The following is a 20260-nucleotide window of genomic DNA, read 5'->3' on the forward strand; positions in this document are numbered from 1 at the left end:
CCGATGGCCCAGTCACAGCAGCCACACGACCCGACCGACCGCCAGCCGCGAGGCACCGACAAGTACTGCGCGTACTGCGGGACGAAACTGTTCGAGAACCCGCCGACCGACCGCGACGCCGACGTCGGCGTCCGCCTCCTCGAACGGACGTTCTGCGACGACGCCTGCGAGGGCGCGTGGAACATCGACCCGACCAGCGCGGACACCGGTCGCTGAACGCGACGCGACGAGTACGAACGCACAGACGACCGCGCAGAAGAACGCGCCGGGCGAGGAGCGGCGTGCGTGGTCAGTGACGCGTCACTCGACGGTCGGAACCGGCACGGACTCGAGGACGGCGTCGACGACCTGGGACTTCTCGACGTTGTTCACCATCGCGTCCGGCGTCAGCACGAGCCGGTGCGCGAGCACGGGCTGGGCGACGCGCTTGATGTCGTCCGGCGTGACGTAGTCGCGACCGACGAGCGTCGCGTACGCTCGCGACGCCTCGAACAATCGCTGGGTGCCACGCGGCGACACGCCGACCTCGACGCGACCGTCCTCGCGCGTCAACCGCGTCAACTGCGCCATGTACGAGAGGAGGTCCTCGTGGACGGTGACGTCCTCGGGGACCTGCCGGAGGTCAGTGACCTCCTGGTCGGTGAGGACGCGCCCGACGCTCGGCGACTGCTCGACGCGGCCCGCGCGCCGATGCAGGAGTTCGGTCTCGCCCGCCTCGTCAGGATACCCGATACTCGACTTCACCATGAACCGGTCGACCTGCGCCTCCGGGAGCGGGAACGTCCCCTCCTGCTCGACGGGGTTCTGGGTCGCGATGACGAAGAACGGCTGCGGGAGCTGGCGCGTCTCACCGTCGACGGTGACCTGCGCCTCCTCCATCGCCTCGAGGAGCGCCGCCTGGGTCTTCGGCGGGGCGCGATTGATCTCGTCGGCGAGCACGATGTTCGCGAAGATCGGGCCTTCCTGGAACTCGAACTCGCGCGTTTCCTCGTTGAACACGTGCGTTCCCGTCACGTCCGCGGGGAGGAGGTCGGGCGTGAACTGGACGCGGGAGAACTCGAGCCCGAGCGCGCTCGCCATGGCGCGCGCGGTCAGGGTCTTCCCGGTACCGGGGACGTCCTCGAGGAGGACGTGCCCGCGGGCGACGCCTCCCAGGAGGACGGTCTCGAGGAACTCTCGGTCGGCGATGACGGCGTTACTGATCTCGTCGAGGACGGCGGCACAGTCCTCGCTCGCTTGAGCGACGTCCATGTTCCACCTGAAACACATACTACAATTTAGTGGTGGCGATAACTCACACGACCACCGGACGAATCGAAACCCATAAAATCATCACCCGCGAATCGCAGGGTGTAGCCGAGGTAGCCTAGCCCGGCCAAGGCGGTTGCTTCGAGAGCAACTGTCCGCAAGGACTCAGGAGTTCAAATCTCCTCCTCGGCGCTTTCTGCTTCCAACTGCGAACGAGGAGCGGAGCGACGAGTGAGTCTGGAAGCAGAAACGCCAGACGAGATTTGAACCAGGGAGCGAACGAAGTGAGCGACCGTGGTTCAGAATCTCCTCCTCGGCGCTTCTTCCAGCACAACAACGCCGAGCGATAGCGAGGCGTGCGTGCTGGAAGAAGCGGAAACGAGAGATTTGAACCCTGCCAGTCGCGCGCAGCGAACGCAGTGAGTGAGCACGTCTGGCTTCGGTTCAGAATCTCCTCCTCGGCGCTTCTCGCAGGACAACGACGACGAGCGGTAGCGCGGTCGCGAAGCGACCTCGAAGCGACGAGCGGCGATAGCCGCGAGTCAGCGAGTCGTCCGTCCTGCGAGAAGCGTGAACGTTGAGTTTGAACCAGGGAGCGAACGAAGTGAGCGACCGTGGTTCAGAATCTCCGCCTCGGCGCTTCTTCGACTCAACATCGTGAGCAGCGGCGATTGGTCTCTGGGGAGTGTGGTCCTGTGGAAAAACGCTGTGGGGTTAGTTGGTGGGGCCGACGCGGTTGGTGTCGGTGGTGGGTTCGGTGTCGTCGGTCGTCTTCGGCTTGTACGTGTCGAAGCCGAGGACGCTGTTGAGCGGGCACTTCTGGGTGGCGGCGGTCACGAGGAACACCGCACCGACGAGGATGGCGGCGACGGCGATGCCGAGGCCGAGTGTGCCGCTCGCGATCGCGAAGACCTCGAGGACGTGCGCGAGGCCGACGATGACGAGGATGGGACCGAGGACGAACCGGGCGATGCGGTCGTAGCCGCCGACGTTCTTTTGCATGGTGTAAGCACCTGTACTCCTAGACGCTTCGGGTGAGCTTAAGCTTCGAGACCGTTTCTCTGCGGGTGAGAACCACTCTCAAGGCGGTGCTCGTGGGGTGGGACGGCTCGACGGCGGGTCTGCGGCGAGGACCGCGTGCGGGTCGACCGCCGGATGGACGCGTCGACACCATCTTCTTGCCCCTGCTGGGCGAACCCGGTGTCGTGACCGGGTCCTGGGTCGTGCTGGCGTTCGTCGTCGCGTGCTGGAGCGCGGCGTATCTCGTGGCGCGAGCGGTCGCGCGATGGCTCGGCGAGCGACTCGACGGGCCGGAGCTGGCGGGGACGCTTCGCGGCCTTCGACGCGCCGGGTACGTGGTCGTCACGGTCGCGGCCCTCGTCGGCTGGCGCGCGGTCGACGGTGACGGGGTCGTCGCGGACGGGCTCACGGCCGCGGACGCGCCGGCGGTTCTCGGGTCCCCGTCGGCCGTCGCTGCGGTGCACGCCGCTGTCGTCGTCGTCGCGCTCGGGAGCGCGTGGCTCGGGGGCGTGCTCGCGGTCGCGCTCGCGACGGTCTCGTACCGACGGCGCGCTCGCGAGTACGACCTCACGCATCGGTTCGTCGTTCGCTGGTTGCTCTCGCGCGGCGGCGGGTCGGTGGCCGTCGTCGGCGTCGCGGTCCTCGTCGTGTCGACGGTTCCCGCGGGCGTTCCACGGCTCGCCGCCGTGCTCGCGCTCGCGGCCGGCACGATGCTCGTGCTCCCCTACACGCTCACGGTCGCACTGCGCGCCCGTCCCGCGACGACGGTCGAACGGCGCGTGGTCGCGGACGTCCTCCCCGAAGACGTCACGCTCCGCGTCGTCGACGACCGGACGCGTATCGGGCCCGCGTTCGCCGCCGGCACCCCGCCAGGGCCCGAGTACGTGTTCGTCACCGGGACCGTCTTCGACGTCTGCACCGACGCGGCGGTCCGTGCGGTCGTCGCGCACGAGGTCGCACACCATCGTCACCGGCACGTCGCCGTCCGGTTCGCGACCGTCCTCGCCGGCGTCCTTCCAGTCCTCGCTGCGGTCGAGTTCGGACTCGACCTCCCGGCGTGGACCCTCCTCGCGGGCGCCGGGTACGTGCTCGCGACGGCGTGGGTGTTCCGCTGGACGGAGTTCACCGCCGACGCCGCTGCGGCGCGGGCGGTCGGTCCGGGCGCGCTCGTCGCGGCGTTCGACGCGCTCGTCGAGCAGCGACTGGTGCTCGCCGGCAGTACTCGGACGACCTCCTTGTTCGCGGTTCATCCTTCGATAGCAGCTCGGAAACGACGATTGATGGCGTTTTCTGGTGAGAATGCAGCCACGTAGATAACTCATCCATTATAAAACTAGCCGGTGTATTTATATGGCTGCAGGGGTTACAATTGGTTACTGAAAGACGGCCGAGTCCAGTTCCGAAACCACACGACCCGGTCCGCCCCTCCCCTCACACGATGTCAGGTTCCCGCACACGAACGACCGACGACCGCACAGCCGAACGGAACACCGTCGACCGAACGGTAGAGCACGACGAACGAGAGCAAGAGCGAACCGACGAACGAACGTGCCCCGAATGCGGCGGTCGCGTGGACGCCGACGAATCACACGGCGAGACCGTCTGCACCGACTGCGGGCTCGTCGTCGAAGAGGACGCCGTCGACCGCGGCCCCGAATGGCGCGCGTTCGACGCCGGCGAGCGCGACGAGAAGTCCCGCGTCGGCGCTCCCACCACGAAGATGATGCACGACCAGGGGCTGTCGACGAACATCGGCTGGCAGAACAAGGACGCCTACGGCCGCCAGCTCAGCTCCAGCCAGCGCCAGAAGATGCAGCGGTTGCGCACCTGGAACGAGCGCTTCCGCACCCGCGACAGCAAGGAACGTAACCTCAAGCAGGCTCTCGGCGAGATCGACCGCATGGCGTCCTCGCTCGGCCTGCCGGACGACGTCCGGGAGACCGCGAGCGTCATCTACCGCCGCGCGCTCGCCGAGGACCTCCTGCCCGGCCGCAGCATCGAGGGCGTCGCCACCGCCGCGCTCTACGCCGCCGCCCGCCAGGCAGGGACGCCCCGCAGTCTCGACGAGGTCGCCGCGGTCTCGCGCGTCGACGCGATGGAGTTCAAGCGCGCGTACCGGTACGTCGTCCGCGAGCTCAACCTCGAGGTCGAACCCGCGGACCCGCTCCAGTACGTGCCGCGGTTCGCGAGCGAACTCGGCCTCAGCGACGAAGGCGAACGCACCGCCCGCGAACTCCTCGACGCCGCGAAACGCGAGGGGCTGCACTCCGGGAAGTCACCGGTCGGGCTCGCCGCCGCGGCCGTCTACGCCGCGAGCCTGCTCGCGAACGAGAAGGTCACGCAGAGCCAGGTGAGTGACGTCGCGAACGTCAGCGAGGTCACCATCCGGAACCGCTACAAGGAACTCCTCGAGAACGCCGACCAGGGCGGCGCGCTCGCGTAACCACCACACCCTCGTCACCACACCCTCGTCCGCCTCGGCCGCTACAAGCGGCCTGCTTCGAACCCGAGACTTCTTCAGTGAACTCGCAGCCAACCCCGACGTGCGCTGACCAGCGCGTGCGTCGGTCACGACGGGAGTCCCACCCGCCGACGCAGGCTCCGCCACGGGTGGGCTGCCCGCCAGCATCCAGCTAGCGACGACGTCGAACGGTACTCGACGCGCGCTCGCGGTCAGTTCTCGACGCGAACCACGTCCCCGACGTCGACGTCCGCGGCCGCACCGGCCGGGAGTTCGACGAGCGTGTCCGCTCGCGCTCGCCCCAGCCCCAGCCACGACCGGAGTCGCTTCACGTGCGTGACCTCGTCGTCCACGAGCCACACCGCGTCGATGGGGAACGGCACGAACAGCATGTGGACGTCGCGAGCGGCAGCGTCGTCGAACGCGAACACGAGCGCGTACTCGTCGGGGATCGACCGTCGGAACATCAGGCCGCGAGCGCGAGCGAGCGTCGACGCGGCGACGTCGACGTCGCTGGCGAGCACGCGCTCGGTCCCGCCGTCGTCGTGGAGAACTCGCATACAGCGTGCTGTCGACAGCGGCACGCAAGAGGGTTCCGGCGACGCGCCTCTCGTTCGCGCGCCCCGCGCGGCTCGCGTCACCCGCTCGGTCGGTCGGACTCGGTGGGGGTCGCGTCGGCGGTGCGTATTTGTCCACACCATCCCTAGCGGCGCGCATGAGACGGAGCGAACGGTGGTCGTCGTGAATCGCGTCGCCGTTCTCGGTGGCGGCGTCGCGGGACTGAGTGCCGCGCACGAGCTCGCGACGCGCGGCGTGGACGTGACCGTGTTCGAAGCGCGCGACCGGTTCGGCGGGAAGGCGCGGTCGTTCCCGGGACCGTCCGACGGCGCGCCGCTGCCCGCCGAGCACGGCTTCCGGTTCTTCCCGGGGTTCTACCGGCACCTCACGGCGACGATGGCGGACATCCCGGACGGCGACGGCGGCTCGGTCGCGGACCACCTCGTCGCCGTTCCAGAGATGCGGCAGGCACTCGTCGGTGGTGGCCGGACCGTCCCGACGAGTGCACCGACGACGCTCGCGGGGTGGCGCGACCGCGTCGCCGACCTCTTCGGTGGCCAGGACGTGCCCGCTGACGAGACCGCGTTCTTCACCGGGCGACTCCTCCAGTTGTTGACGTCGAGCGAGGACCGCTGGGAGGCGTACGACGACGTCCCCTGGTGGGAGTTCGTTCGCGCCGAGGAGATGAGCGACGGCTATCGGACGCATCTCGCGTACGGTATCACGCAGACGCTCGTCGCGATGCGCCCCGAACGAGCGAGCACGCGGACCATCGGTCGCATCTACCTCCAGCTCCTCCAGGACATCTTCGCGCCCGACCGGGACGCCGACCGCATCCTCGACGGCCCGACGAGCGACGTCTGGATCGACCCCTGGGTCGCGTTCCTCGAAGACGAGGGCGTCGAATTCCGGCCGAGTACGCCGGTTCGAGCGGTCGAGAGCGACGGCGAACGCGTCACGGGCGTCCGCGTCGCGGCCGACGGCGAGGAACGACGAGTCGCGTTCGACCAGTACGTGCTCGCGGTCCCGCTCGGTGTCGCACGTCGACTACGGACGGAGGCACTCGATGCGGCCGCGCCGTCGCTCCGCGCGCTCGACGACCTCGACACCGCGTGGATGAACGGCATCCAGTTCTACCTCGCTCGCGACGTCAGCCCGGTCGGCGGGCACGTCGCGCTCCTGGATTCGCCGTGGGCGCTCACCGCCATCAGTCAACGCGAGTTCTGGACGGACTACGACTTCGACGCGCACCCGACCGTCGACGGCGTGCTCTCGGTCGCCATCTCGAACTTCGACGCGCCCGGCCCGGACGGCCGGTCGGCGCGCGAGCACTCCCGGGAGGAACTCGCCGACGCGGTCTGGCGGATGGTCCGCGATCACGTCCCCGAACTCGGTGACGACGACCTCGTCGACTGGCAGGTCGACCCGGCGCTCTCCTGGGACGACGACGCCGGCGAACTCCGGAACGCCGACCCGCTGCTCATCAACACCGTCGGGTCGCGCCGACATCGTCCGGACGCCGAGACCGAGTGCGCGAACCTCGCGCTCGCCGCGGACTACGTCCGCACGCACTCGGACCTGGCGAGCATGGAGAACGCGAACGAAGCCGGGCGACGCGCGGCGAACGTCGTCCTCGACCGCCTCGGCGTCCGGTCCGCGCGAGCGGGCGTCTGGTCGTTCGACTGGCCAGCGTTCGTCGAACCACTCCGCGCGCAGGACGAGTTCGCGACGCAGTTCGGGCTCCCGCACCCCGGCCAGGGAAGCGACGTCGTCTGGTCGGGGTACCGGCGACTCACGAACGGCCTGCGGTGACGGTCGAGAACGAGCGCGAACGCGACGATTACGGCGTCGTCACTTGAACCGGAACGTCTCGAGGTTCTTCGGCGCGAACGTCCGCATGTTGAAGTCGTGGTAGAGCGACGACGACAGGTCCTGCACGCTGGATTCGTCGCCGTGCACGCACAGCACCTTCTCGGGGCGCGGATTCATCGTGCGCACGAAGTTCTCGAGGCCCTGGCGGTCGGCGTGCCCGGAGAACCCGTCGACGGTCTCGACGTGCATCTTCATCTTCATCGTGTTCCCGCGGCCGCCGTCGCGACTCACGGGGATCTCGTCCCAGCCGTTCTGGATGCGGCGACCGAGCGTCCCCTGTGCCTGGTAGCCGACGAACGTCAGCGTCGAGTCCTCCTCGCTCCCGAGGTGGCGGAGCCAGGACATGATGGGGCCGCCCGTGACCATCCCGCTCGTGGAGAGGATGATGCACGGGCCGCCGTCGGCGACCTCCTGGCGTTCCTCCTCGCCGCCGTCGATGTGGTTGAACTGGTCGGCGAGGAACGGGTTCTCGTCGTCGTGGAAGATGCGGTCGCGGAGTTCGTCCCGGAGGTACTCGGGGTACGTGGTGTGGATGGCGGTCGCCTCCCACATCATCCCGTCGAGGTGCACGGGCATCTCGGGGATGTCACCCTCGCGCATCGCCTCCTCGAGGACGAGCATGAGTTCCTGGCTGCGGCCGACCGCGAACGCGGGGATGAGGACCTTCCCGCCGCGGTCGTGAGCCGTGTTGATGACCTCCTTCAACTTGCGTTCGGAGTCCTCCTGGTCGGTCTGGTAGTCGTTCCGACCACCGTACGTGGATTCGAGGACGAGCGTCTCGACGCGCGGGAAGTCGTTCACGGCACCGTTGAACAGGCGCGTGTCGCTGTAGTGGATGTCGCCGGAGAACGCGACGTTGTACAATCCGTCGCCGATGTGGAAGTGACTGACTGCGCTCCCGAGGATGTGGCCGGCGTTGTGGAACGTGAGCTTCACGTCCGGTGCGATGTCGGTGACGTCGCCGTACTCGAGCGGGATGGTGTGCTTGATGGCTTCGCGGACCTGCTCGGACTCGTACGGCGGTGCGCGCCCTTCCTTTGCGGCGACGTCGAGGTAGTCGAGCGTCAGCAGCCCCATCAGGTCGCGGGTCGGCTCCGTGCAGTAGATCGGGCCGTCGTAGCCGTACTTGAACAGCAGCGGGATGAGCGCGGAGTGGTCGAGGTGCGCGTGCGTGAGAACCACGGCGTCGAGCGAGTTCGCGCCGGAGCCGAGCGCTTCGGGTACCTGGAGGTACGGGACCTCGCCTTCGGCGCCGGGTTTGTCCCCGCAGTCGATGAGGATACGGGTCTCGGGCGTCGAGAGGATGAAGCTCGCGCGACCGACCTCGCGACAGCACCCGAGGGTCGTGATGCGGACCCACTCGTCGTCCTGCATCTCCTCGCGGTGGATCTGGCGGCCGACCTTCTCGAGGATGTCGCGGCGTTCGTCGCGCTCCTGTTTCAGGAAGCTCCGGACGTTCGACACCGTCGAGGACTCGATCGGGGGCGTGCGGACGACCTCGGGCGTCCACCCGACCTCCTGCGTTATCTCGCGGAGCGTCGAGCCGTGTCGGCCGATGACCATCCCGGGCTTCTGGGCTTCGATGACGACCTCGCCGGTGTCGGCGTGGAAGTCGAGGTCGGTGACGCCCGCGTCCTCGGGGATGACCGCCATGATCTGTTCGCGTGCCTCGTCGGGGTGACTGAGGACGTCCGGGTCGGGCCGGACGGTGATGCGCTTGCGGAGTTTGGAGGCGAGTTGCCGGATGAGGTCGCCTTGCTGGGCGAACTTCTTCGGGTCGCGCGTGTACACGACCAGTTCCGGGCCCTCGTACTTCACGTCGGAGACGGTGATGTCGTCGGGTATCTCGCTCGTGATCTCTGCCTTCAGGTCGTCGAGTTGTCGGTCTACTGAACTCATGAGTGCTGCAGATGTGGGGTCCAGCGAGCGCGAACGCGTGTTCGTGCTCGCAGGGGGTCCCTGGACGCGCCGCGGGGCTGGTCGTCGCCGTCGCGGCGACGGCGATGGACGCGCGAGCGGAACGTGGACTGTCGATTACAGCAGTAGTTCATCGGTTAGTGTGCCCCGGGCCGGCTGACCGCTCGTACGGTTCGTCGCCCACTGGGGGGAGTCCAGGGAGAACCCGCTTACTCGTCGATTAATCCGCGGAGTTATAAAAGCCTTCGCAAACTTGAGGCGCCCTCGCACGGTACCGGCGGGTATGCACGTCACGCCGTCGATGGTCGCGAGCGAGTACGAGTGGGCGCGCGAGCGCGCGAACGTCGTCGTCCCGCTCATCAATGCGGTTCGGGACGACCTCGGAGAGCTGTTCGGTCTCGACGTCGACCACGTGACGGACGCGCAGTACCGGGCGGTCGTGGACGAGACGTTCGCGGACGGCGACCGCGCGGTGAACGTCGCGGCGCTCGTTGCACTCCTCCGGGATCTGGACGTCGACGGCGACTATCCGGGGTTCGTCGTCGACGAGGTCCTCGGGCGCGAGCTCGCGGGCACCATCGCGGGCGGCCAGCCGCTCCGCATGCTCGGCGAGGCGACGTTCCACTACGCGGACGTCGACACGCACGGCGACGACGACGAGGCCGCTGGCGCGGACGACCTCGACGCCGCGCTCGCCGCCGGCGTCCAGGAGCACGTCCCCGGCTGGGGGTGGACCGAGGAACCGAGTCCGTTCGCGGTCGCGGACGCCGTCGAACGCGCGAACCGGTAAGGCGGGCACTCCCGATGCTGCTCCGGTGAAACTCGCATTAGAGTCTCGACAAGACACTTACCGGCCGTGGCCGCTTGTACTGGCATGAAACGCGTCTCTCGCCGTGCCGTCGTCGCTGCCGTCCTGCCGGCGCTCGCCGCGACGGCGGGCTGTCTCGACGCGACCGACGGTGGCGGCGGCACGACCGAGCCCACCGGGACGCGGTCGACGACGACGAACGCGACGACGCAAGACGGCACCGATGAGGGGGATGCGGCTCCCGCGAGACGCGCGGACGTCGACGGTCGGTCGGTCCGGCTGGCGTCGGCGCGGACGTCGCGCGCCATCGTCACGCTCCTCGCGGGCACGCACCCGAGCGTCAGCGCGGAGGCCGACCGCCAGTACGTCGTCGTCGAACTCGAGGTGTCCGGCGACGACCCACAGCAGGCGGCGCGAGACGCCTGCGAGCTCCGCGTCGACGACGCCGCTATCGAGCCGGTCTCCGAGACCGTCCAGCCGTTCACCGACGGCGTCCACCTCGCGTTCTCGCTTCCGCTCGACGTCGACCCCGAGGCGGTGGCGCTGGCGTGGGTCGGCGCGGTCGAAACTCCGGTGTTTCCGCTCACGAACTCGCTGGTCCCCTCGCTGAGGAACCCTCCCGCGTTCGAGGTGCGGCCGTTCCAGGTGCCGGCGCGCGCGGACGGCGACGAGGTCGCGGTGTCGTTCACGGTCGCGAACGTCGGCGAGGGCGACGGCGAGTTCCTCGCGGAACTCGGCTCGCGCGCCGTCTCGGATCAGGGCGAACTCCGCGTCGAGGTCGCGGCGGGCGAGACGAGGACGGTGACGCGGTCGGTCGGCCTGGTGCCGAGCGTGAACGAGCAGGTGGTCGTCCTCGACTGGGGGTCGGGGACGATGGAACGCACCGTGGCGGTCCCGACGACGACCGAGTGACTTAGTGGGTCGCGTTCGTCGCTCGACCTGTGACCGACGATTCGGGCGTGACCGACGAATCCGACGCACCTGGCCGGGTGCTCGACACGTACGTCGCGGCGCTCCAGCACGACCTCGCCGACGTCGGCGATGCGACGCGCGTCGGCGTCGTGCGGCGGCCGACGCGGTGGTTCTCGGGGAGCGTCGACGAGAACGAACCGGCGCTCGCCCCGCCATCCGGCCTCCTCGACGAGACGAAACAGCTGCAGGAGGACTTCGAGATGCGCGGCGTCTGCGAGCGGGAGGCGCACAACGAGGCGTGGCTCGACGTGGACTTCGCCGAGCGGTATCGGACGCACCTGGAGTCGGACGCGGACGCCGCGGTGGCACTGGAGTCGCTCGCCGAGCGCGTCCGCGACGGCGAGGACGTCGCGCTCGTGTGCTTCGAGAACACCGAGAAGAAGCGCTGTCACCGCACCATCCTCCGGGACGTCCTCGAATCGCGGCTCGCGACCGCTGAGGACGACTGACAGCGCGGTCGCGTCCGAACGCTTGATTGTGCCCGCGTGCTCATCTCCGGGTATGGACGAGGGGTCGCCCGACGCTGGACCCGAGGCGGTGGGTGTGTGGACCGAGCACGCGGACGTGGACGTCGCCGACGGCGTGCCGAGCGACGCGTTCGCGGGCGAGCGCGACGACGCGACCATCTGCTATCCCCTCCGCGGGTCGCTCCCGCTCGCGGCCGACGACGAACTCCTCATGATACGGAAGCGCCGCGGGCTCGGCGCGGACCTCTACAACGGCCCCGGTGGGAAGGTGGAGGCCGGCGAGACCCCGCGCGAGGCGGCGGCGCGCGAGACGAAGGAGGAGACTGGCGTCGAGGTCGCGGACCTCGCGAAGCGCGGCGAGTTCGACTTCTACTTCGGCCGCGAGCACGTCTTCTGCTGTCACGTCTACGTCGCGCACTCGGTCACCGGGAGTCCCGAGGAGACGCCGGAGGCGTTCCCGGAGTGGCGCGCTCGCGAGGACGTCCCCTACGACGAGATGTGGGAGGACGACGAGCTATGGCTGCCGCACGTCCTCGATGGCGACACCATCCGCGGCGTGTTCTACTTCGACGCGGACGGCGACGAGATGCTCGAGCACGACGTCGCGGTCGGCGTCGACCTCGACGCGGACGGATCGGGCGTCGACCTCGACGACGACTGAGCGGGACCGGCCGCGTACCACAGCGCGCCGCGGGCTTCAATGCCCTTATGGTCGCGGTGGGCGTCGACTGGCGTAATGAGTGGCGAGCAGGAACTCGGTATCACGGAGAGCAAGAACCACAACACGGGCGAGTGGTACGCGGAGGTCGTCCAGAAGGCGAAACTCGCGGACTACGCGCCGATGGGTGGCTTCATCGTCACCCGCCCGCGCGGCTACGAGCTCTGGGAGCGCCTCCAGAATCACCTCGACGGCTGGTTCAAGGAGACCGGTGCGCGGAACGCGTACTTCCCCGTACTCATCCCGGAGTCGTTCCTCGAGCGCGAGGCGGACATCGTCGAAGGGTTCGACCCGGAGGTCGCGTGGGTCACCCACGGCGGGTACGAGGAACTCGAGGAGCGCCTCGCGGTCCGGCCGACGAGCGAGTCCATCATCACGCCGTTCATGAGCGAGTGGACGCGCAGTCACCGCGACCTCCCGATGCGGCTCAACCAGTGGTGTTCGGTGATCCGGTGGGAGGCGACGGAGACGAAGCCGTTCTTCCGGACGAAGGAGTTCCTCTGGCAGGAGGGCCACACGGCGCACGCGACCGAGGACGGCGCGCTCGACGAGGTCATGATGCGTCTCGGCCAGTACGAGCGCCTGTACGAGGACGTGCTCGCCATCCCGGTGCTCCGCGGGAAGAAGCCCGAGCACGACAAGTTCCCGGGCGCGGACATGACGACGACCGTCGAGGCGCTCATGCCCGATGGGAAGTCCGTGCAGGGTGGGACGAGTCACGCGCTCGGCCAGTCGTTCGCGGAGGCGTACGACGTGACGTACACGGACGAGGACGAGGAGGAGCGGACGGCGTGGACGACGTCGTGGGGGCTGTCCTGGCGCGCACTCGGTGCGCTCATCATGACCCACAGCGACGACCAGGGGCTCGTGCTCCCGCCCGCTGTGGCGCCCGAGCAGGTCGTCATCGTCCCCATCTGGCAGGAGGACACGAAGGACGACGTCCTCCAGTACGCGACCGAGGTCGCGGCGGAACTCGAAGAGGCGGGCGACGTGCGCGTGCACCTCGACGACCGCGACCAGCGCAACCCCGGGTTCAAGTTCAACGAGTGGGAGCTCAAGGGCGTCCCGCTCCGCATCGAGATCGGCCCGAACGAGGTCGAGGACGAGGTCGTCACCGCGGTCCGTCGGTCGGACAACCAGAACACGAAGCGCGAGCTCGACCGGACCGAGCTCGTCGACGAGGTCGACGACCAGCTCGACACCGTGTTCGACGAGCTGTACGCGAAGGCCGCGGAGAACCTCGCGGAGAACGTCCGAACCGCCACCGAGCCCGAGGAGATCATGGGGACCATCGGCCAGCACGGTGGGTTCGTGAAGACGCCGTGGTGCGGTGACGAGGCGTGCGAGGAGGTCATCAAGGAGAAGGTCGCCGCGGAGATCGCGATGCTGCCCTTGGAGGACGGCGAGGCGCCGGAGGCGGCCGTCGAGGGTGGTGAGGAAGTCGCGGTCGAGGGCGACGAGTGCACGATGTGCGGTGAGGACGCGACCGAGGTCGCGTACTTCGCGAAGACGTACTGAGCCGTCTTACGCCGGGTGTACCCGCCCAAACGGGCGGTTCGACCGTTGGTGACGGGTCGACGGGGCGCGCTCGTGGTCGCTTTTCGAGGCTCGAATCTGCCGATACGCTCTTATCGCAGCGGCCGAAAGTGTCGGACGATTACTGGTTCGTTTTCATGTTCGACGATACGACGTCCTCCGTCCTGGAGTCGTTCCCCGGTGCCGTGTTCGTCGTGACGCGCGGCGGTCGCGTCTCCCTGGGGAACGACCGGTGCTCGGTCCTGTTCGGGCGGGACTTCGACGACCTCGTCGGCGAGCATCTCCGCGACCTCGTCGAGGAGGGGTTGCTCGCGAGCCGGACGTTCGAGGCGTACCAGGACGCGGCGGCGTCGCTGTCGGCGGAGTCCGTGTCGGAGGTGACGTTCGAGGCGCGCGCTCGACGCGCCGGGGAGGGGTCGTGGTATCTCTACGAGGCGACGGTGACGCCGTTCCAGCGGGACGGTGAGACGCGGGGGTTCGTGTGGTCGTTGACGGACCTGGGGACGAGCGAGCGGTACGACGAGACCGTCGAGGCGTTGCACGACGCGACCCGCGGGTTGATGACGGCGGATTCGCCGGCGGAGGCGTACGAGCTCTGCGGGGAGGCGGCGAACGACGTGCTCGGGTTCCCGGGGACGGCGGTCCGCGAGTTCGACGCGGAGGAGGACGTGCTGCGGCACGTGACGTTCGGGGGGCGCGTCGACGATATCGATTCTCGGCCGCCGTACCCGGTGGACGATTCGCCGCACGGGCGTGCGTTCCGGAACGGGACGACGGTCGTCGACGAGATCGGGCCGGACGACCCCTACGACCGGGACGTGTTCGCGTTCGCGATGTACGTCCCGATCGGCGAGTTCGGCGTGTTGTCGCTCGGGAAGTTCGGCGACCAGTTCGACGATTCGGACCGGCGGTTCGCGGAGATTCTCGCGGAGAACACGGCGGCGGCGATCCAGCAAGCGCGTCAGCGCGAGCAGCTCCACGCGCAGCGCGAGGCGTTGGAGCGCCAGAACGAGCGGTTGGACGAGTTCGCGAGCGTGGTCGCGCACGACCTCCGGAACCCGTTGAGTCTCGGCCGTGGGTCGTTCGAGCTGTACAAGGAGACGGGCGATCCGGAGACGGCCGAGGACGTGGAGTACGCGTTCGAGCGCATGGAGTCGATCATCGAGGAGGTGTTGACGCTCGCTCGCGAGGGCGAGGACGTGGACGAAACGACGGACGTCGAGGTTGCGGCGGTCGCGCGGGAGGCGTGGGCGAGCGTGAGTGCGTCCACGTCGTCGCTCGTGGTTCGGGAGCCGGGCGTGGTGGCGGCGGACCGCGACCGGCTCCTGCAGGTGTTCGAGAACCTGTTCCGGAACGCGCAGGAGCACGCGATGCCCGAGCGCGAGGTGGATGGGGCGGTGTCGGGCGAGACGGACGGTGGACACGAAGGCGTGACCGTGGTGGTGGATGCGCTCGCGGACGCCGATGGGTTCTTCGTCGCGGACGACGGCGTCGGTATCCCGTCCGGGGAGCGCGACCAGGTGTTCGAGGCGGGGTACTCGACGAGCGACGACGGGACGGGGCTCGGGCTCGGTATCGTGTCACGGATCGCGCGAGCGCACGGCTGGGAGCCGGCGGTCGCGGCGAGCGAGCAGGGCGGCGCGCGTTTCGAGTTTCACGTGAACTGACTCGGGCGGTCGTTCTTCGGGGTGCGTCGACGGGTCGGCAAGCCTCCGCTCGCGCCGAGGAAGTTACAGGCCTGGGGAGCGCGGAATAATATTTTCTCCGACCGTTCGTCCAGGATTTCTCGAAGATGGTTTGTGAACGTATGGCGCCCCTCGAGACTGCTTCCTGTATGGGAATCGGCGCCGAATCCCTTATATCTCCTAGTGGGGGATTAAGAGACCCTTAGTGATTCAGGAGTAGCCTCTTGTAGGTGCTTGTGGGAGGACGTAGCATGACTCAGCCACACGACCAGTCCGGAGACCCCGGACTGGGCGATACGATGGACTCTCAGCGAACGAGCGGCCTCGCGGACCCCACGGATGCGCGTGCGAACTGCGGGGTCGGCGTCGTCATGGACTTCGACGCCGAACCCAGTCACGACGTCGTCAGCGACGGCCTCGACCTCCTCGTGAACCTCGAACACCGCGGCACCACCGGCGCGGAACCCGACACCGGCGACGGCGCCGGCATCCTCCTCCGCCGGCCCGACGCGTTCTTCGACGGCGTCCTCGACACTGACCTCCCCGACGTGTACGCCGTCGGGTCGCTGTACTTCCCGCAGGACGCTGCTGCACGCGAGGCACTCCAGGACCTCGTCACGGCGGAACTCGACGCTCGCGGCGTCGACGTCCTCGAATGGCGGGACGTGCCGACGGACGCGAGCGACCTCGGCGCGACCGCGCGCGACGCCGAACCGGACGTCTGGCAGGTCGCGGTCGCGCCCGCCGACGGCCAGGACCGAGACGCCTTCGACACCGACCTGTTCGTCGCCCGGAAGCGCATCGAGCATCGCGTCGACGGCGTCGCCCATCCGACTGCCGACGACGCCGATACCTCCGGCCAGTCCGCCGAGGACGCGCCCGACTTCTCCCATCCCGACGTCGACGACGCGGACGCCGAACGGTTCTACGTGTGCTCGCTCGACCGACAGACGCTCGTCTACAAGGGACTGCTGAAGGGCGAACAGGTCCGGTCGTACTACCAGGACCTCACCGACGAACGCATCCGGTCGACGTTCGTGATGGTGCACGAGCGCTTCTCGACGAACACGCTCGGCGCCTGGCACCTCGCGCACCCCTATCGGAACATCATCCACAACGGCGAGTTCAACACGCTCCGCGGGAACGTCAACTGGATGCGTGCTCGCGAGACCGAGATGGAAGCGGACGCGTTCGACGTCGCCGACGTCCGCCCGGTCATCGACGACCCCGAGCAGTCCGACACCGCGAGCATCGACAACACGCTCGAACTCCTCCTCGAGTCCGGCCGCGACCTCCCGCACGCGCTCCGGACGCTCGTCCCGGAGGCGTGGCGCGGCGACGACGCGATGAGCGCCGAGCGCCGCGAGTTCTACGACTACCACGCGAGCCTCGTCGAGCCGTGGGACGGCCCGGCGCTCGTCGCCGCGACCGACGGCGAGCGCGTCGGCGCGGTCCTCGACCGGAACGGCCTCCGGCCGTGCCGGTACGACGTGACGACCGACGGCCGGCTCGTGATGGCGAGCGAGGCGGGCGCGCTCGACGTCGACGAGAGCGAGGTCGAGGAACGCGGCCGCCTCGAACCCGGCCAGTGTTTCGTCGCCGACCCCGAACAGGGTGTACTCACGGACGACGAGGTGTTCGACGACCTCACCGACTCGAAGTACGGCGAGTGGGTCGCCGACGAACAGGTCGCGCTCGACGACGTCACCGACGAGGGCGACGAACTGGACGCCGAGCGCGACGTCGACGTCGAGGACGAGCGCGAGGTCGACGCGGACGGCGGCGGTATCGTGGACGCGGTCGACGACCTCCGCGCGCAGCAGGCGGCGTTCGGGTACACGCACGACGAGATCGACAACCTCGTCGAGCCGATGAGTCAGAAGGGCAAGGACCCCGTCGGCTCGATGGGCGACGACACGCCGCTGTCGGTGCTCTCGGACCACGACCGCCCGCTCGCGTCGTACTTCAAGCAGCTGTTCGCGCAGGTGACGAACCCGCCGCTGGACTACATCCGCGAGGAGCGCGTGACGAGCCTGGAGACCCGGATGGGGTTCCAGCGGAACCTCCTCGACGAGACGCCCGCGCACGCCCGCCAGCTCGTCGCCGACTCGCCCGTGCTCTCGCTCTCCGAGGTCGACGCCATCCGCGCGCTCGACGGGAGCGCCGACGCGAACGGCCTCGAGTCGGCCGTGGTCGACACGACGTACGACCCCGACGACGCGACGCTCGAGGAGGCAGTGGAGGCGGTCCGCGAGGACGCGTTCGCGGTCATCGAGGACGGCGCGGACGTGGTCGTGCTCTCGGACCGCGCGAGCGGGCCGGAGCGCGCGGCCGTTCCGAGCCTCCTCGCGACCGGTGGCGTCCACCATCACCTCGTCCGCACCGGCGCGCGGAACCGCGCGGGCCTGGTCGTCGACTCCGCGGACCCGCGCACCGTCCACCAGCACGCGACGCTCGTCGGGTACGGCGCGGACGCGGTCTGCCCGTACCTCGCGTACGAGACGCTCGCGGACCTGACCGCGGGGAGCGACGGCGCGAACACCGCGAGGGCGTGCGCGGCGTACCGCGAGGCGCTCGAAGGGGGCCTGCTGAAGATCATGGCGAAGATGGGTATCTCCACGGTGGAGTCCTACCAGGGCGCGCAGGTGTTCGAGGCCGTCGGCCTCGCTCCCGAGTTCGTCGACGAGTACTTCGAGGGCACGGAGAACCGAACGGGCGGTATCGGCGTCGACGATGTCGGCGCGGACGTCGCGAAGCGCCACGCGTTCGCGTTCGGCGACGACGTCGAACTCGAACGGCAGGGCGAGTTCGAGCACCGGAACGGCGGGCGCCGGCACTCGTGGAACCCCGAGACGGTCGGCGCGCTCCAGCGCTCCGTGCGGACGGGTGACTACGAGGAGTACCAGAACTTCGCGAGCGCGACGAACGACACCCCCGACGAGGAGGCTCCCGAGACGCTCCGGGGCCTGCTCGACTTCGACACGGACTCGCGCGAGTCCATCCCCGTCGAGGACGTCCAGCCGGTGCACGAGATCGTCGAGCGGTTCTCGACGGCCGCGATGAGTCTCGGGAGCCTCAGCCCGGAGGCGCACGAGAACAACGCGGTGGCGATGAACCGCATCGGCGGGAAGGCGAACACGGGCGAGGGCGGTGAACCCCCGGAGCGCTTCGACACGGAGAAGGAGTGCAACGTCAAGCAGGTCGCGTCCGGGCGCTTCGGCGTCACGTCGACGTACCTCTCGAACGCGGACGAGATCCAGATCAAGATGGCCCAGGGCTCCAAGCCCGGCGAGGGCGGCCATCTGCCGGGTGAGAAGGTGAACGAGATGATCGCGCACGTCCGGAAGTCCACGCCCGGTGTGGGCCTCATCTCGCCGCCGCCACTGCACGACATCTACAGCATCGAGGACCTCAAACAGCTCATCCACGACCTGAAGGCGGCGAGTCCCGACGCGGACATCAACGTGAAGCTCGTGTCCGAGGCGGGCATCGGGACGGTCGCGGCGGGCGTGGCGAAGGCGAACGCGGACGTCGTCCACATCTCGGGGCACTCGGGCGGGACGGGTGCGAGCCCGAAGACGAGCATCAAGCACGCGGGCCTGCCGTGGGAGCTCGGGCTCGCCGAGGCCGTGCAGACCCTCCGCAGGACTGGCCTCCGGGACCGCATCCGCGTCACCGTCGACGGCGGCATGAAGACCGGTCGCGACGTCGCGGTCGCCGCGCTCCTCGGTGGCGAGGAGTACGTGTTCGGGACCGCGAGCCTCGTCTCCTCGGGGTGCGTGATGGCGCGCCAGTGCCACAAGAACACCTGCCCCGTGGGCGTCGCGACCCAGCGCGAGGACCTCCGGAAGCGCTTCCCGGGCGAGCCCGAGCACGTCATCAACTACATGACGTTCCTCGCGCAGGACCTCCGCGAGTACATGGCCGAACTCGGCTTCTCGACGGTCGAGGACATGATCGGGCGCGTCGACTGCCTCGAGCAGCGCGACGTCGCCCACGAGCGCGCGAGCAAGCTCGACCTCTCTGGCGTCCTCGCCGAGGTCGGCGACGGCCCGCACACGAAGGTCCGCGAGCAGACCCACGAGGTCGACGCCCAACTCGACTGGGACGTCCTCGACGAGGCGCGCGAAGCGGTCGAGGACCGACAGCCGGTCGGCGTCTCCGCCGACATCTCGAACACGGACCGCGCGGTCGGTGCGACGCTCAGTCACGAGGTCACGAGCCGGTACGGCGAGGCCGGCCTGCCCGCGGGCACGCTCACCGTCGACCTGGAGGGGACCGCCGGGCAGTCCTTCGGGGCGTTCCTCGCCTCGGGCGTCGCGCTCCACCTGCGCGGCGGCGCGAACGACTACGTCGGCAAGGGTCTCAGCGGCGGGCGCGTCGTCGTCGACACGCCCGACCGCGCCGGATTCGAGCCGACGGAGAACGTCGTCGCCGGGAACGTCGCGCTCTACGGCGCGACCGACGGCGAGGCGTACGTGAACGGGCGCGCCGGCGAGCGGTTCGCGGTCCGGAACTCCGGCGCGCACGCGGTCGTCGAGGGCGTCGGCGACCACGGCTGCGAGTACATGACCGGTGGCGTCGTCGCGGTCCTCGGCGACACCGGCGCGAACTTCGCCGCCGGGATGAGCGGCGGGCTCGCGTACGTCCTCGACGAGAGCGCGTTCTTCGACGACGTCGACGCGCCCGCGGTCGCGTTCGAGGACCGCGTGAACGAGGGGATGGTGCACGTCGAGCACGACCTCGACGAGCGCGACGCGACCGTCCTCCGGCGCCTCGTCGAGAACCACCACGCGTACACCGGGAGCGAGCGCGCCGCCGCGTTGCTGGAGAACTGGGAGGCTGCGCTCGCCGCGTTCGCGAAGGTCCTCCCCGACGCGTACGAGAAGGTGCTCAGCGAGCGCGAGGGCTTCGACGTCCGCGACAGCCCGCCCGCGAGCGCCACCGCGGACAACGCCGGGAGTGCGCAGGGGTACGCGAGCAGCGACGACTGACTGC

At 69.1% G+C, this 20260-nt stretch carries 15 protein-coding genes and 1 tRNA gene; 12 read left to right on the plus strand and 4 right to left on the minus strand.

What is annotated here, in order from left to right:
* Nucleotides 1–3: 3 nt before the first annotated feature.
* Nucleotides 4–216, plus strand: a complete 213-nt coding sequence (locus ACZ48X_RS16015) for a hypothetical protein (RefSeq protein ID WP_336348752.1) — start codon at nt 4–6, stop codon at nt 214–216.
* Nucleotides 217–300: 84 nt separating this feature from the next.
* Here ACZ48X_RS16015 and ACZ48X_RS16020 read toward each other — a convergent pair whose 3' ends face one another.
* Nucleotides 301–1251, minus strand: coding sequence for an AAA family ATPase (locus ACZ48X_RS16020; protein WP_336348751.1), 951 nt, complete (start codon nt 1249–1251; stop codon nt 301–303).
* Between the two features lie 104 nt (nt 1252–1355).
* Here ACZ48X_RS16020 and ACZ48X_RS16025 point away from each other — a divergent pair.
* Nucleotides 1356–1440, plus strand: a tRNA-Ser gene (locus ACZ48X_RS16025).
* 522 nt (nt 1441–1962) lie between these two features.
* Here the strand turns inward: ACZ48X_RS16025 and ACZ48X_RS16030 are convergent.
* A complete protein-coding gene (locus ACZ48X_RS16030) occupies nt 1963–2250 on the minus strand; it encodes a YgaP family membrane protein (protein ID WP_336348750.1) in 288 nt (95 codons plus the stop codon).
* 203 nt (nt 2251–2453) lie between these two features.
* Between ACZ48X_RS16030 and ACZ48X_RS16035 the strand changes: the two genes are divergently transcribed.
* Together ACZ48X_RS16035 and ACZ48X_RS16040 are read left to right on the plus strand one after the other, a co-directional pair.
* Nucleotides 2454–3581: a M48 family metalloprotease gene (locus tag ACZ48X_RS16035; RefSeq protein WP_336348749.1), complete on the plus strand. Its 1128-nt coding sequence runs from the start codon at nt 2454–2456 to the stop codon at nt 3579–3581.
* Nucleotides 3582–3706: 125 nt separating this feature from the next.
* Nucleotides 3707–4711: a transcription initiation factor IIB gene (locus tag ACZ48X_RS16040; RefSeq protein WP_336348748.1), complete on the plus strand. Its 1005-nt coding sequence runs from the start codon at nt 3707–3709 to the stop codon at nt 4709–4711.
* A gap of 230 nt (nt 4712–4941) precedes the next feature.
* On the opposite strand, the gene ACZ48X_RS16045 is transcribed toward ACZ48X_RS16040, so the two are convergent.
* Nucleotides 4942–5289, minus strand: coding sequence for a DUF192 domain-containing protein (locus ACZ48X_RS16045; RefSeq protein WP_336348747.1), 348 nt, complete (start codon nt 5287–5289; stop codon nt 4942–4944).
* Between the two features lie 181 nt (nt 5290–5470).
* Between ACZ48X_RS16045 and ACZ48X_RS16050 the strand changes: the two genes are divergently transcribed.
* Nucleotides 5471–7099, plus strand: a complete 1629-nt coding sequence (locus ACZ48X_RS16050) for a hydroxysqualene dehydroxylase (RefSeq protein WP_336348746.1) — start codon at nt 5471–5473, stop codon at nt 7097–7099.
* Nucleotides 7100–7138: 39 nt separating this feature from the next.
* Here the strand turns inward: ACZ48X_RS16050 and ACZ48X_RS16055 are convergent, their stop codons facing one another.
* Complete coding sequence (locus ACZ48X_RS16055) at nt 7139–9058, minus strand: beta-CASP ribonuclease aCPSF1 (RefSeq protein WP_336348745.1); 1920 nt, start codon at nt 9056–9058, stop codon at nt 7139–7141.
* Nucleotides 9059–9359: 301 nt separating this feature from the next.
* Here ACZ48X_RS16055 and ACZ48X_RS16060 point away from each other — a divergent pair, with 301 nt between their 5' ends.
* The 7 genes from ACZ48X_RS16060 (at nt 9360) to gltB (ending at nt 20256) form a co-directional block, all read left to right on the plus strand.
* Entirely contained in the window at nt 9360–9866 is a 507-nt protein-coding gene (locus ACZ48X_RS16060) for a hypothetical protein (protein WP_336348744.1), read from the plus strand.
* Nucleotides 9867–9950: 84 nt separating this feature from the next.
* On the plus strand, nt 9951–10796 hold the full coding sequence (locus tag ACZ48X_RS16065) for a hypothetical protein (RefSeq protein WP_336348743.1): 846 nt from the start codon (nt 9951–9953) through the stop codon (nt 10794–10796).
* A gap of 29 nt (nt 10797–10825) precedes the next feature.
* The gene (locus tag ACZ48X_RS16070; RefSeq protein ID WP_336348742.1) at nt 10826–11305 is read left to right on the plus strand and encodes a DUF488 domain-containing protein; all 480 of its coding nucleotides are present in this window, start codon (nt 10826–10828) and stop codon (nt 11303–11305) included.
* A gap of 52 nt (nt 11306–11357) precedes the next feature.
* Nucleotides 11358–11984 (plus strand): 8-oxo-dGTP diphosphatase, encoded by a 627-nt coding sequence (locus ACZ48X_RS16075; RefSeq protein WP_336348741.1) that lies wholly within the window; start codon nt 11358–11360, stop codon nt 11982–11984.
* Nucleotides 11985–12059: 75 nt separating this feature from the next.
* A complete protein-coding gene (gene proS, locus ACZ48X_RS16080; RefSeq protein WP_336348740.1) occupies nt 12060–13559 on the plus strand; it encodes a proline--tRNA ligase in 1500 nt (499 codons plus the stop codon).
* Nucleotides 13560–13714: 155 nt separating this feature from the next.
* On the plus strand, nt 13715–15244 hold the full coding sequence (locus tag ACZ48X_RS16085) for an ATP-binding protein (RefSeq protein ID WP_336348739.1): 1530 nt from the start codon (nt 13715–13717) through the stop codon (nt 15242–15244).
* Nucleotides 15245–15513: 269 nt separating this feature from the next.
* Nucleotides 15514–20256 (plus strand): glutamate synthase large subunit, encoded by a 4743-nt coding sequence (gene gltB / locus ACZ48X_RS16090; protein ID WP_379761782.1) that lies wholly within the window; start codon nt 15514–15516, stop codon nt 20254–20256.
* Nucleotides 20257–20260 lie beyond the last annotated feature (4 nt).

It is taken from the genome of Halorubellus litoreus, from assembly GCF_055378595.1.

Excerpts from the sequence above, each read along its gene's own strand:
- ACZ48X_RS16015 (WP_336348752.1), top strand. The coding sequence starts at position 4 with ATGGCCCAGTCACAGCAGCCACACGACCCGACCGACCGCCAGCCGCGA.
- ACZ48X_RS16020 (WP_336348751.1), bottom strand. The coding sequence starts at position 1,251 with ATGGACGTCGCTCAAGCGAGCGAGGACTGTGCCGCCGTCCTCGACGAG.
- ACZ48X_RS16030 (WP_336348750.1), bottom strand. The coding sequence starts at position 2,250 with ATGCAAAAGAACGTCGGCGGCTACGACCGCATCGCCCGGTTCGTCCTC.
- ACZ48X_RS16040 (WP_336348748.1), top strand. The coding sequence starts at position 3,707 with ATGTCAGGTTCCCGCACACGAACGACCGACGACCGCACAGCCGAACGG.
- ACZ48X_RS16045 (WP_336348747.1), bottom strand. The coding sequence starts at position 5,289 with ATGCGAGTTCTCCACGACGACGGCGGGACCGAGCGCGTGCTCGCCAGC.
- ACZ48X_RS16055 (WP_336348745.1), bottom strand. The coding sequence starts at position 9,058 with ATGAGTTCAGTAGACCGACAACTCGACGACCTGAAGGCAGAGATCACG.
- ACZ48X_RS16060 (WP_336348744.1), top strand. The coding sequence starts at position 9,360 with ATGCACGTCACGCCGTCGATGGTCGCGAGCGAGTACGAGTGGGCGCGC.
- ACZ48X_RS16065 (WP_336348743.1), top strand. The coding sequence starts at position 9,951 with ATGAAACGCGTCTCTCGCCGTGCCGTCGTCGCTGCCGTCCTGCCGGCG.
- ACZ48X_RS16075 (WP_336348741.1), top strand. The coding sequence starts at position 11,358 with ATGGACGAGGGGTCGCCCGACGCTGGACCCGAGGCGGTGGGTGTGTGG.
- proS (WP_336348740.1), top strand. The coding sequence starts at position 12,060 with ATGAGTGGCGAGCAGGAACTCGGTATCACGGAGAGCAAGAACCACAAC.
- ACZ48X_RS16085 (WP_336348739.1), top strand. The coding sequence starts at position 13,715 with ATGTTCGACGATACGACGTCCTCCGTCCTGGAGTCGTTCCCCGGTGCC.
- gltB (WP_379761782.1), top strand. The coding sequence starts at position 15,514 with ATGACTCAGCCACACGACCAGTCCGGAGACCCCGGACTGGGCGATACG.